The sequence below is a fragment of the Planctopirus hydrillae genome, from assembly GCF_001707835.1.
Taxonomy (GTDB): domain Bacteria; phylum Planctomycetota; class Planctomycetia; order Planctomycetales; family Planctomycetaceae; genus Planctopirus; species Planctopirus hydrillae.
The window spans coordinates 38,966-51,369 of record NZ_LYDR01000058.1 but is presented as its reverse complement, the minus strand read 5'-3'; the positions used below and the strand labels follow the sequence as shown (position 1 = coordinate 51,369).

Annotated in this window: 11 protein-coding genes; 9 read left to right on the top strand and 2 right to left on the bottom strand. The window is 54.4% G+C overall.

Annotation, left to right across the window (positions count from 1 at the left end):
- Together A6X21_RS07485 and A6X21_RS24595 are read right to left on the bottom strand one after the other, a co-directional pair.
- A partial coding sequence (locus A6X21_RS07485; RefSeq protein WP_131818237.1) for a hypothetical protein occupies positions 1–1,236 on the bottom strand: 1,236 nt, incomplete at its 3' end.
- Positions 1,237–1,295: 59 nt separating this feature from the next.
- On the bottom strand, positions 1,296–1,466 hold the full coding sequence (locus tag A6X21_RS24595; RefSeq protein WP_165603714.1) for a hypothetical protein: 171 nt from the start codon (positions 1,464–1,466) through the stop codon (positions 1,296–1,298).
- 950 nt (positions 1,467–2,416) lie between these two features.
- On the opposite strand from A6X21_RS24595, the gene A6X21_RS07475 reads away from it, so the two are divergent.
- The 9 genes from A6X21_RS07475 to A6X21_RS07435 are packed head-to-tail and all read left to right on the top strand — an operon-like array spanning position 2,417 to position 11,320.
- On the top strand, positions 2,417–3,256 hold the full coding sequence (locus A6X21_RS07475; protein ID WP_131818236.1) for a hypothetical protein: 840 nt from the start codon (positions 2,417–2,419) through the stop codon (positions 3,254–3,256).
- Between the two features lie 48 nt (positions 3,257–3,304).
- Complete coding sequence (locus A6X21_RS07470) at positions 3,305–4,504, top strand: hypothetical protein (RefSeq protein WP_068846988.1); 1,200 nt, start codon at positions 3,305–3,307, stop codon at positions 4,502–4,504.
- Positions 4,505–4,508: 4 nt separating this feature from the next.
- Positions 4,509–5,015 carry a hypothetical protein gene (locus A6X21_RS07465; protein WP_068846987.1) on the top strand — a complete coding sequence of 169 codons (507 nt, stop codon included), beginning with the start codon at positions 4,509–4,511 and terminating at the stop codon, positions 5,013–5,015.
- Between the two features lie 33 nt (positions 5,016–5,048).
- On the top strand, positions 5,049–6,638 hold the full coding sequence (locus A6X21_RS07460; protein ID WP_131818235.1) for a hypothetical protein: 1,590 nt from the start codon (positions 5,049–5,051) through the stop codon (positions 6,636–6,638).
- A 33-nt stretch (positions 6,639–6,671) separates the two neighbouring features.
- Positions 6,672–7,142, top strand: coding sequence for a hypothetical protein (locus A6X21_RS07455; RefSeq protein WP_068846985.1), 471 nt, complete (start codon positions 6,672–6,674; stop codon positions 7,140–7,142).
- 32 nt (positions 7,143–7,174) lie between these two features.
- Positions 7,175–7,627, top strand: a complete 453-nt coding sequence (locus A6X21_RS07450) for a hypothetical protein (RefSeq protein ID WP_068846984.1) — start codon at positions 7,175–7,177, stop codon at positions 7,625–7,627.
- A 59-nt stretch (positions 7,628–7,686) separates the two neighbouring features.
- Complete coding sequence (locus A6X21_RS07445) at positions 7,687–8,325, top strand: hypothetical protein (RefSeq protein WP_068846983.1); 639 nt, start codon at positions 7,687–7,689, stop codon at positions 8,323–8,325.
- Between the two features lie 8 nt (positions 8,326–8,333).
- Positions 8,334–9,821: a hypothetical protein gene (locus tag A6X21_RS07440; protein WP_068846982.1), complete on the top strand. Its 1,488-nt coding sequence runs from the start codon at positions 8,334–8,336 to the stop codon at positions 9,819–9,821.
- Positions 9,822–9,853: 32 nt separating this feature from the next.
- On the top strand, positions 9,854–11,320 hold the full coding sequence (locus A6X21_RS07435; RefSeq protein WP_131818234.1) for a hypothetical protein: 1,467 nt from the start codon (positions 9,854–9,856) through the stop codon (positions 11,318–11,320).
- Positions 11,321–12,404: the final 1,084 nt, after the last annotated feature.

Here is a 12,404-nt window from a genome sequence, read left to right as displayed (position 1 = left end):
GAAGTCCAGCATGAGCTCTGCCGCGCGGAGGGATGGCAGTCCGCCATCGGTCGAGCGGATCGCCTGCAAATGCTTTTCGACCATCGCCAGCAGTTCTGCTGGTTGGGGGTCACCGCCACTTTCTTCAAGCTCGCCAGCCACCAGGCGATGTAACAACAGGGTCGCAAGATTAAATCGTGAATATGACGCCACTCTCCGTGGCCCGGGAACTCTTTGGTTTCGCGGCAGGCGTCCATTGCGCTGTTCCAGACGAGCCATCTCGACTCCGTTTGCTCGCACCTGTTCGCAGCGGTCGATGACCTGTTGGCAGAGCCGGATATAGTCCGTGAGTGGCAAGGCTGATTTGGCCACTTGCAGCCCATTGAGGAGGGCAAGCTGGGCCTCAACGCTGTTGATTCCCAGCAGAGACACGACCAACCTGCTGCCCAGAAAAAGAATCTTTGTATGAAACTCGTCCTGCGTCTCCGCATCAGTCTCATTGGGGTCATACCGATGGAGAACCTGATGGAAGGCCCGCAGATCGCTGGCAAATGAGCTCTCGGCGATCACCTCTTGGTTGCTTGTCTGGAGACCCTTCAAAAAGTCGAGGAATTTGGACTCGATTTGATCGAGGTCCGACCCTTCTTCGGAAAGACCCTCTCCATAGAAGTGCGGAAGTAATGCGGATGCCGCCATGCGCACCAGGGCCAGAATTTCCAACGCGACCTCTTCGCGAAGGACTCGATTGTGCTCGCCTTCGTTGGCCGTCAGATCGACGTGGCGACGATTGAGCGTTTCGTAGAGTCGCTCAATTCTTCTGCTGAATTCTTCTGCTGGAGATTCCGTCTGGTCGATTGTCATCAAGAGTGCCTCTAGAGCTGCTTGAGCGCGTTGGGGAGTCATAGAAAGCCCTGGGAAGAACTGCCGCATCAGAGACGCGAGCCCGCTATAATCGAGATCCACACTGTCACCATGCATGAGGCATTTCTTCACCACTTCCTGAACCGAAGCATAGCCGCCCATCAACTCAACAGTCAGGGCCATTCGCCTCACAGCACGCTGTGTACGGGGGTCCTGGCCCTCCAGATTGCTTTCCGCGATCTTGCGGCATGCACGCACATCAGAAGTCGTGCGGAATTGAGGACGCATGACACGCGACCCGTGCTGCTTGGGGTCGTCCGCTTGATCGCCGTGCCACTCCGAATCCGTCGTCGTGGCGTCGAGATAATCGAGAATCGAGGGGTTGACGAAACGCACGTGAGATTCCTTGTCTTGGAAAAACGGCAGAGGCCCCTGCGGCCTATGCCAACCACGGATTAACCATGGTTTCCTTCTCTGGTCGCCGCGAGCGTGGGCATCTTCTCAATGCTCACGGTCTGCTCTAATCGAGGCTTGGCCACTGCGGCAGAATCTGCCATGACAACGGACGTCACCACGAGAAGGATCAGAGCAATGGCACTGATTCGTTTCATGAGAGCTTGGAACATTTTGAAAGTCCTTCAAAAGCTGGAGATGGCCATGGCGTGTGGGCAGATCAATGATCCGCCTGTCACACAACACCACGTCTATCTTAAGGGCGCATAGAACAGGTTCTGGACTTGGGTCAGGGACACGTTGTCGCGTAAATGCCTCATCAGCAAGCAGTTAACTGTGGAAAAGAAAATTTGCCCCCCCCCCCCCTCCGTTCTTTCTTTTTTCCTGCTGGAGCGAACTTTCGACGAAGCTGAATTGCAAGTGGCATGCCACCGTTATCACGCAATCCACTGGAATCGGCAGATTCTGCCGTCAGGAGTGGCTGGACACGTGAATTCCAAGGTTACCCCCTCCCCAATCCAATCGCAGGGCGAATTGTTCTGACGACAATGCGCCACCAGCCTGACGACACAAAAGAAGTCGACACGAGCCTGCCGACAGGTAGTCCCCTGTTCGGGACTGTTCATTAGACAAACAGTCCCATCGCTTCGCGTCCCCTGAACTTGGCCAAGGCTGCTGCGTAACCGTGGGTCTGGCCTCGCCGTTCGTTACCGGCTGCATGTGAACTGCAAAGGGGCCAGCAGATCCCTGGCGATGCAAGGGCTCAAATTCGAGTAGCAGGCTGGAGACCAGCGGGCAGTTCGTGAGGGCATCAGAAGCGAAGCGTACCTGTCCCGGTGACGGCCCTCCAGGCATCCCCAAGGGGGAGGGGGTGGAAAAACGTTTAATCTATGGCTGTTCGGAACTTGCGATCGGTTGGACTGAGCCAATGGGCAAAAATCTGTGGCGAATCAGCCAATGGTGAGAACCTCTACTACGCTGACAAGAAATCTGGCCGACACCAAAGAATGTCACCTGATTCCAAAAGTGTCAGGCCTTAGGGACGGATGCTTACGGTGATGTGGATCACACCTGATACTTATCACGGCAAACGAGAACAATAGCTAGTTCCTGAAGATCCGCGGTGAAGTATCAATATTTGAAAAACAGCACTGTGTTAAATGTCTCTCTATCTTCTGTAGAGCGGTCCACACTATCAAAAAGCTATCAAACCATGGTTTTGAAAGAACAAAAGAGTCTGACCACGTCGGATAAAACACCGATTTGGATCGCAGGAATGAAAGCAGCAGTGGAGGGAGCACTCGCTGACCGAGGGTACCCGGTGAGAGCGGAGATCGCCATTCACAAGGAACTGGCACGGTTCCCACGGACGCCTGCGCATTCAGTGGTCGGCGCGTGCGGTGAGGCCTGCTGCCAGACGGTGACATGCTGCATCGATGCTGGGCCTCTAACAGAACAACTTTACAAGAATGAAACTCTCGAACAACGAATTCAGCTTGAGATCGAAGACGAACTTCCGCCTGACTGGCGCTGCAGGCTGACATTCATTCGCCATGACCCCAAATCGGGCGTGGCGTCGGAACTGGAACTGCCTCGCCTTGGAATGTCTCGCTTCGGACGTTGTCAACTCATGAAGGGAAAGCCTATGCATCCATCCGAACACTGGAAAACCGAAGCTACGCATCCACTAGTGTATGTCTTCCTCGACGACCTGCGAGCGGCGTCGGCACCGTTCCTGACGAACGACGCTTGGGAGCAGATCCGCCCTCTGCTTGAGCAGAAGTGGCGGCGGCGACTGCGTTATCAGGTCAACGACGATGCCATGATCCGCGCGGAAGATTGGGAGCTGGTTCTAAATAGCATTTCGTATCTCTTTGAGAAACTGGGCCTGCCGGAACTTAACTGCCGGCACCTCACGAGCGACAGAGGCTTCACCACTCATACTGAAGCCAGCGACAGCTAATAGTAATCTCTATCACCCCCGTTGATCTTAACTTGATTGGACGATGACATGATTTTCCAACGAAGCCCTGAACTCGATGCCGCGCAGCGGCTGATTGCGGCGACCACTACGCTGCACTCTCACCGCCTAAAACATCACGTCGATATGCTCGGATTGGAGCGTGGCGGAAAAACAGCTTTATTCCTGGCGATACTCCGATATGTCCTGGACCTGCGTAACCCGGGTCACTTGCTCCTCCCAGATCACACCTCGGAGCAGATGCTGCGGATCATCCATCACCGTGAGTGCAAGCCGACACAATTCGCACAAGACGGCGATAATGGCACTTCGCACACCGATAACGGCCAACAAGCCAGCAACGACGCGGCCTCTGTCTTGAGTGCGGCCGCCGACAACGTGAGCAAAGCCCGCACGGCCGGACCCGAGTGGGCCCAAATTCAACTGGGAGACCACCGAGTGCAGTTAAATGCACTGCCAGGGGAGGTTCTCCGCGAAGTGAACTCAGAAGCTCTCTCATGGCTCTATCGTTCAAATCCTCATCGCATGTGCGTGGCGACACTGCATGCCCTTCGTAGCCACGCGACCGTTAATTACTATGCCATGCTCGACTCTATTCACCTGCTGCAGCGCACCTCAGAGCTGAATTTCCCGCAGGCATTCCAGAGAGCGTTTCAAGCCATTAATCACTTTGATCTCAACCGCTTGGACCTGTTTAACGTGGACGGTCGCCACACGTTGGAAAAGGCCATCGACGGTCGACTCGTGCCACGCGAGGGTTGGACCGGCAAGGAAGCTGAACCCTATGAACTGATGGGAGTTTCCGCCGACGAGGCCGATCGCCACCTGAAGACCTTGCGGCGCATCGCCGAAACGGTCGTCGATGATGAGCGATATCGCTTGACTCCCTTGCGTTTGGCCGCTCAATCGCGGCCCGATCAGTTTGTGGTGTACCAGTCGCATCACGATTTGGTGATGCTTTTACCAAGCGTCCGGGCGAGAGGTGACTTGATCGATGAAACGTTTCGCTGGTTCTTCGGCGCAATAAATATCCGGCAGAACCAAGTTATTAAGGACGCAAGCTTGAAGGTTAAGGTCAACCCCAGCGGGGTGCCCATTTACGTGGAGCGTGCTGCCCAATCTGGGGCTGAGCGTGTGCTCGATGCCATCAAATTGAACTTGGCTCAGGGCGAAACCCACCGTCGGTGGTGGTCACTAAATTCTTCTTCGACAACCCAAACTTGGAGTTAATGCGATGGATCTTAAGCTTGAAAAGAGCGCGTCTCCGCAACCGGTCAATCCGGAAACATTGCCGCTCGATCATCCCAATGCGCTCGCCATAGGACGTATCGAGACGACCGCAAATCCGCGTGGCAAACCGTCTTTCTCACTGATCCCAATTGAGACCAGGTACGACCTGATCAAGCAGGGCATCGGCTTTACCGTGGCCCTCACCAATGAGTTTGGTCACCCGGAACAGGTGCAGGTCGCTTACTCGATCCCAGGCCAAACCAAACCCGAAGAGTTGCTGAGAAACCTTGAGCCTGAGCGTCTCGCCGAAATCTCATCGAACCCCGATGATCCCGACCAATTGTCACTGTTGAAGCGACTCTTTGTAAAGGTCGCAGCAATCCAAAGCTTCGCGGAAATTCTCGCCAACGATAAGTCGCTGCCCCCCCACTTCGCTCAACAGTGCGACGAAGAAATTGATCGTCTATCCGGGCTGCTGACTCTGATTCGTCAGGTACGTGCGTCTCTCTAATTTCGAACTCTCTAAAAATAGTAAGGAAACACCATGGGTGATGTAGGAACAATCCGACGGGTAGAGACCACTGCAAATCAGCTCTCCAATTGGCTTGAAAAGCAGGAATTCCGCTCCCAGTGCCAGGAGATGAACCCATTTTTTCCAGAGCAGCCGTACTCTTACGTCGATGGAGAAATGACTGCAAGTCGCAAAAAACCCCGGCTGAACGAGCTGCACGAAGTCGCTCCCCAGGCGGTGCGCGCTGGCTTCATCTCCAAGCTGGCAGAGATGAAACGGTCAGAAGATCCGGCACCGCTGACGGCTTTTCTGAATGACCTGGAGGAAAAGGTGCAGATCTCGCTTGCGCGGCTTAATGCTGTCTTCGGGTTGTTAAAGGAGCACCCTGAGCCAACACAGGAGAACGCCCTGGCAGAGTCGGCGAAGCTCAAATCGCTGCTCGACGAAAGTATGACTGAGTGCTTGAAGCGGCAGCGTCCGACCGAGCGAACAGTGCGATCGATCGCGCTCGCACTCGAAGAGGCCGGAGATCGAGTTAAGGGATTGTACTGGCTCAACCACTTCGCCATCCCGAGCGCCAACTCCGATGAATGGGGCGAAACGGCAGTAAAGGATTGGAACCCAGCTGACTTCCCCGGCGGGGAGTTACCACTCTTTCAGTCGCCCTTGATGCCCACGGGAGAATACGCGGCCATCACGTTTACCGACTTTGACGAGAGGACTGTTTGGCAGACCAAGGGCAGCCTTATCGTGTTAGCAGACGAATTCCGCGGCCTCGGTGACATGCGATTCTTCGCTCAGCCAGCTGAACGTTCCCGGTCGATTGTGCTGGGCAACGTCCGCGAGGACTTGGTCGGCGAAGAGCAGCCCGATCTTGAGACCTTCAAGGAGACGATTCAAAAAGAGTTCAAGCACTCGGCAGAAATGTTCAAACGAGTAGCACCTTACCTGGGCTACCAGGTTGGGCGCCGACGCTCACAGTGGGAAGAACGCGACATCACGATTTTTCCGGCGTTTATTGACCTGGGGAAACGTCTGGGGAACGACGCCCGTTCCGATGCCGTATTCAACACCCCGCTGACAAATCCCAGCGACCAACGGTTGCTGGGTTCAAGCGTGATCAGCCCGGTGAGTCGCTGGCTAGCCCGAGATCGCAATAAATTTTATGGGGCTATCGGCCTACCGGTACTGTGCGAAGTCAGTGATGTTCAGGCCCGAGGAACGTGGTCGGTGATCCACAACACACGCACCGCTCATTCCAGCGAACACACGATTGAGGTTCAACTGGGCGAAGATCTCGCAGCGACATTGGTGGCCTTTCACCTGCTGCATGCGAAAGGCCGACCGACCACTACCGCAGAGGCGAAGCGGGTCGGTCAAGTGCTGAATGCGATTCTTCGAAATCGCGCCAGCGAGACGCGGCCCGATCTACCTTTCCTCGAGGCAAAGTGTCTGTGGGAAGAGAGCACATGTGTGCCCGTGACGCTCAAAGATGCCGATGGCAAGGAGATCCTTGATGCCGATGGCAAACCGACCTACACAGGCCAATGGGAGCAAGTTCACATGATCAAAATTAAGTACCGAGAAGGTATCAACAAGTTCCGCGTCATCTTTACCAGTTAGTCATTTGTGTTCCTTTAAAACGGGAGATTTTAGATGAAAATGCTGTGGATAATTAATGGCACCGCGCAGATCCAAGGCGACGAGATCGCCTATACCGGTACGATACTAGGTCATTTGCTGAGCATCAGCATTCACGGTGAATGCCAACTGGGTCACGCCGGCATCGGAACCCGTGCCTTCGTGCTGGAAATCATCCGCAAAAATCGGGGCCTAAAGGAAGACCTTGTTCCAGTACAGAAATACTACGGCACAAACAATCTGATTGATTCGTCACCATTCCCAGGCGAACTTGTAATGCTCAATGAGAACCTGCCTGCTCCCGGAAACTTGGTCGGCAAGTTTACTTTCGACCATATGCGGATCGTCGCACACGAAGACTTCGACGACGAAGGTGGTCCCATGCAGCGATATGTCGTCCATGCCAGCGGCATGAACGAACAGGGCCGCGACCAAACGCCCATTCTCTACGATAGTGTGGCAATTCCCGGATTCGAACTCGTCTAAAACCAACAGTCATTTATTAAGGAAGATGAAATATGCCTACAATCGATTTCATTAAAGACGGTATTAGCATCGCTATGATAGGCGATAAACCGCTTGAGAAATCCAGCTTCGGGGACAGTGTACAGAGTACTACGGATCGACTGGGAAAGCTCACCGAACGCCCAACCCAGATCGACGGTGTGGTGAGCAGAAACATTACTTCCGAGGCCGGGGTCGCCACCCTGTTTAAAGTGTTCGGCCTAAGTCGCACCTGGGATACAGACGACCGCAACGGACAATGTGTCGCCAAGCTCGACGCCCCGGAAGGCAATGGTGCTAGAGATATCATTCAGATCACTCTTGAAGGGGTGATGATCAACAAATGGCGATTCAGCTGGAATGCAGGGGAAGAACCTCGCGAAACGCTTCATGTGTTTGCCGACCGGAAGTCGATCCGGTCACTGATCACACAAGACCAGGCTCTGGGCAAGACGCGAAATGAATAGGCCATTGGAGATCCAGCGGATAGCCCGCTGTGACCGACTGAATCCCGGGAGTTCTCGATATGATCAACAACGAACGGAGTGAGTTAGGTAACATCGCTCATCGGCTGGTCAGCGAAGAGTTCCTACGGATTCGAAGGCGGCGACATTTACTGCTCGATCAATACCTATACGTGCCCCAACAGACCCCACGTTCGCTGGGCGCAGCACCGAACGTTGACATTTCGCGCGGCCAATACGGCAACCACTTCAACAATGGTGACGGCCTTGACCCATATCTCTGCCTGATTCGACTGCTGCTCCAGACGCGCAAGGCGGGCACCTGGCTTTGGGAGCCAGCCGCTGCTGGACGCTCACGACGTCCTGACCTGGCCGATGTTGACTATCACGAGCTGTATGAAGTCAAGCCCGACAACGCGCGCGGCCAGCGCGAAGGCCGACTTGCATTGAACGAATTCTCGCGATTGCTGCGGCAGGCCGACGCCGAGTACGTCGCATACAGCCGCCAGTCACCGCGATATCGCGGTTCGCTTTACACCGAATTGTCATGCCGAATCTGGCGCGGCGGTTCGTGGGTTCCACCCGTTCTTTCTACGTTGGGGCACGAAAGGAATTCGTTGTCGTTCGCTTTTCGTGGCTGCCCGAGGACGCCGGGACTCCTCCTTTGGCGCCTCGCCAGCCATCAGCCGTTCCAAAGATAAGGATTGCGATGAAAATCACTGTCGACGGCCTTGATCTTTCAGGCGCAATGATCAACCAGCTCAGTATCCGAAGAGTATTGAACGAATTCGACGTTTTGACGATGACGGTTCAACTGCCCCACCGGATAAATGTCAAACGCCTTGTCGGTGCCGCAGTTGCCTGTGAAATCCAAGGCAACGAACGGTTCCGTGGATTTGTACATGGTCTGTCGATGAAAGCGAAACGACTTTCTCTGAGAGCGTGGGCCTATCCTGGACGTCTGCACTTGGCGACACGCACCAACAGCTATGGCGGAGGTTCATTTGAGATGCCTATTCATGAGCTCCAGGGAATCGATCGCCTGCTAAAGCAAGTCGTGGGAAGGGAGTTGTTGACGACGCCTGTGCATGTGCTTTTTCAGCATCAAGAAACTGATTGGGCAGTACTCCAGCGGGTAGCAGCACTGTCACATCTGATCTTGTTTGCTGATTCCGTGTCGGGGACGATTCGTTTAAAGCGGCCAACGGATTCGCGGCTACGGAAGATTGTTCCCTCATTCTGGACTGATGAACAATCCAGAGAAGAAGCCTGCCTTACTGCGCGAGTCGTCGAATGCCGCAGTTTCAATACTCGAACCGGTGAGTTTCCTTCGGCCACCGCACGAGAATCAGCTGATTTTAGTTTACCGACAGAGCACACCCGTGGCTTGGGTGAGTTTGTTGTTGAATCGAATTTTCCTTCCAGCGATGGAATCGTACTTAGCGACAAGCAGCAGGCCAGGGCTCGGCTGAACTCGCGATTGTCAAAGGCGTCCCAATGGCATGGCCTGGTCGACGATTTCGATATCTCGGTCGGCGACAGTCTGCAACAGCCAGCCGAACTGGGCGAAGAGCGACTTCTGATTATTTCAAGCGAACTCAAATACAATTCGCGACTCCCACTTCGTCGACAATTATATAACCGGCTTTCTGCCTGCGACGCACGGTTTCCACCATTAGCCAGCGGAAACGATTCGTCTATCCAAAGCGAATACTGGGGACAAGTATGTGATATCGAGGATCCGGCTCGACAGGGCCGCGTGAAAATTTCATTGCCCTGGCATAAGCGTCCTTCGGCCGATCCCAAAAGCTGGGACGGTGTTTGGTCGCGGGTAGGGCAAATGTTCGCCGGCCAGACGGAGAAAGGTATTAGGTATGGCGCTCTTGCACTGCCTCACCCATTGGACTGGGGCCGAATCCGATTTAATCCGCGGGAATTTTCACTTCCCTGGTTTGAAGGCGCGTCGTACACGGGGCATAGTACCTCGCCTGAAGCAGCCAGTAGCTTCCAAGAGCAATTACTATTCTCGTTTCCTGGCGGCCCCACGTTTTTAGTTCGCCACGGTGAAGAGGCACGCATGCTTTTCGCTATGCGTGCCCCAAATGGCGACGACATCTGCAGCATTGAGTTATCCGCTGACGGGAACATTTCCATAATGGGCAACATTCAGATTCGAAAATCCGGAGAAAAGACATGAATTCGTCTCGTCATCGACCCTGGAGTGAAATCGTGAAAGCCGCCTTTACCTTGCCGCTAGCGCAGTATCTTGTTGGCGAAGGCGTCAAAATTACACCGCGGCAACCGCACGGACGAGAGTTTTCTTTGGGTTGTCCCCAATTTGATATCGCTCGAAGCTGGGATAATTATGCTAGTCAAGGTGTGCTGCTTTCCGCGGTGGCATCGCGATCGATTTTATTGCCAACTCGAACTAACGAAGTGGAGGTGCGCGATGATGGCAACGGAGGCGTCGAATTGTCGTTCCTGTTGTCGTACGAGACGAAGCTGCTGCTCGATCAAGTTTCCGCTCTTGATCGTGTTCCGGAGATTACTATCTACCTCGATCCCGATCGATCACGCTCGTCGCCGGAGCCGAGCGCGAATTCTCTCGAAGCATTCGACGCATTGCTGGCGGGAGTGTTCCCGGAGCCGATCTCCTTGGCGACGCAGACGCTTTATCCGCGTCGCGGATTGCCTGCGAGAGACGGGGATGGTCGGCCGTCGGAATCAGAATCTCACCCGGCTTATTGGATGGCGCAATTCGCCTGCCCGCTCAGCCATCGATTTGCACGGTTGCCATTGATACCTTTGCTTGATGCTCCATTCGCAGCTGGTGAACGCGTGACCTTCACTGTGGAATTGGGCCGAGAGTGGGCGAAGGAAGTCGCTCAAAATCTGTCTGGCCGATTGTTCCTAAATCACGTGCTGTTCTGGAATTATTTGCTCGGACAGCTCGAACCGCAACGATCCGCTTCCGACCTATCTCTGAGGGGCGCGAACGCTATTGTTCTCGATGCCGAAGACACCGTTTCCGGTGCCCTTTATTATGACGAACACTTCGCTTCGTGTCGTGATCCCAGCCAAACTTTTCGCGTGCACCGCGATACGGCAGAGGACGTGTGTCGATTGGAGTTCCCACCAGGCGAGTTTTTTCCTGGACGCATGCGTGTGCGTTACCTGATTCCCGTCGATTGGGAGGAACTGCAAGTTGACGTCGGAGAAACTTGCTTCGAGCGAAGCGGGTCGATTGCCTTCGCCGCGCGCTGCCAACCTTTTCCGACCGTGGATTCTGGCGAGCACTCCCCGCGACCCCAGAACACTCGTCTTGCTTGGTCGCTGGCAGTACATCCACAGACATTCTGCACCGAATTGCCCATGACACGTCGCGAATTGCGTATGCTGATTCTAGATAAGATACCACCTCAGTTGAAACGCCTCTTGAGCAGTGCCGCTGGGAGCGAAGATGACTGGCTGCGCATCGAAACAGTGATCCGGCGCGTAGAGCCTGATCCCCTTCGCCATGAAAGCGTTTGGGGGCGAGCAATGCCGGTTACGTCGTGCCACATTCGATTAGCGACTGACGCTCCATTGGACGAATTGAGCCGACAAAGCCGGTGGCTCACGCGCCGCGTGCAAGAAAGCTGTCCCGCCAGCGTCAACGTGGAAATTGTGCTCGAACGGGAATCCAAGGACAGCTAAATATGAAGAGGTATCTTATTGATGGAGACTCAATCGAGTTTCGCCCCGACGCAGGCTGGAACTTCGACGGCTTCGATGGACGTGTAGCCGTCAAAGCTGAAGCCCGCTGCCTGCTTGTCGGAGGCAGGCCAATCGTCGTTGCGGAGGACCTGGTCGCCTGCGCATCAGAGATTTTGCAAAAGGCATATAAAGCTCAGGGATTCGACAAAGTGCCAGGCGCTATCATCCGTGCCGAGGTAAGCGTCGATGAGCAGTCGCTATGTGAACTGTTGACGTGCGATGGCAAGAAGGCCGCTACAGAGGCCACAGAAGGAACTTTCTCTATCACTTGCCGGCCCTCACTCAGCGGCAGTTCCCCGCCGCTCCCCGACCCAGGGGCGCTAAGGCGAACAGGAAAGTGGAGTGTCGCAAAAACATTTCAGAACTTTTTCGATCGAAGGTAATCACCAAAAGGCGAGGGACAATCAATGGCAGCCCTTCTCAGATTCACCACCAGATTGTTGAATTCACCGATCGCCAACGAAACTGTCACCGACGCGAAGTGGTATTTTGATGTATCGCGACGGCAGGTAGTGTGAACCACGATCGGCGCTTCATGATTGACCACGTGAATCTGGGCCATGGTCAACTGATACCGGCGACAATCGACGCGATCGATCAAGCAGGCCCATATCACGACAAACGTCATCGAGATCAAGGGTACTTTACGATTGGCTACGATCGGCAATGAGCCCATAGCCTTTAAACATCGCCTGCTCAGTAAACTCAATTAATCAGTCAAATCAAGACTCCTGAGCTATGGCAAACATTCGAGTTCTTGTTTCGATGTGACCATCGCTCCGTTTCGAGAAACTCGCCGTCGGTTCGATGCACCATTCCAACCAAGGGCCGCGAGGATGGACGCAGTTGTTAAGTCCGGTTGAAATTGGTGGAGAGGTCAGGGTGAAAATAGAAGTGAGGCTTGGTACGAGACACAGTACTTGCAATTACAGAATCCCTGCTTTAGCAGCTCAGTTCTGCTCATAGATGTGTCGAAGAGAATTGGCACTGTCGCTGATGTTTCGCTTCGAAGGATGTTTTCCGC

Bases quoted from the DNA above. Each gene is read 5' to 3' on its own strand.
- A6X21_RS24595 (WP_165603714.1), bottom strand. From the start codon at position 1,466: ATGTTCCAAGCTCTCATGAAACGAATCAGTGCCATTGCTCTGATCCTT.
- A6X21_RS07470 (WP_068846988.1), top strand. From the start codon at position 3,305: ATGATTTTCCAACGAAGCCCTGAACTCGATGCCGCGCAGCGGCTGATT.
- A6X21_RS07465 (WP_068846987.1), top strand. From the start codon at position 4,509: ATGGATCTTAAGCTTGAAAAGAGCGCGTCTCCGCAACCGGTCAATCCG.
- A6X21_RS07460 (WP_131818235.1), top strand. From the start codon at position 5,049: ATGGGTGATGTAGGAACAATCCGACGGGTAGAGACCACTGCAAATCAG.
- A6X21_RS07455 (WP_068846985.1), top strand. From the start codon at position 6,672: ATGAAAATGCTGTGGATAATTAATGGCACCGCGCAGATCCAAGGCGAC.
- A6X21_RS07450 (WP_068846984.1), top strand. From the start codon at position 7,175: ATGCCTACAATCGATTTCATTAAAGACGGTATTAGCATCGCTATGATA.
- A6X21_RS07445 (WP_068846983.1), top strand. From the start codon at position 7,687: ATGATCAACAACGAACGGAGTGAGTTAGGTAACATCGCTCATCGGCTG.
- A6X21_RS07440 (WP_068846982.1), top strand. From the start codon at position 8,334: ATGAAAATCACTGTCGACGGCCTTGATCTTTCAGGCGCAATGATCAAC.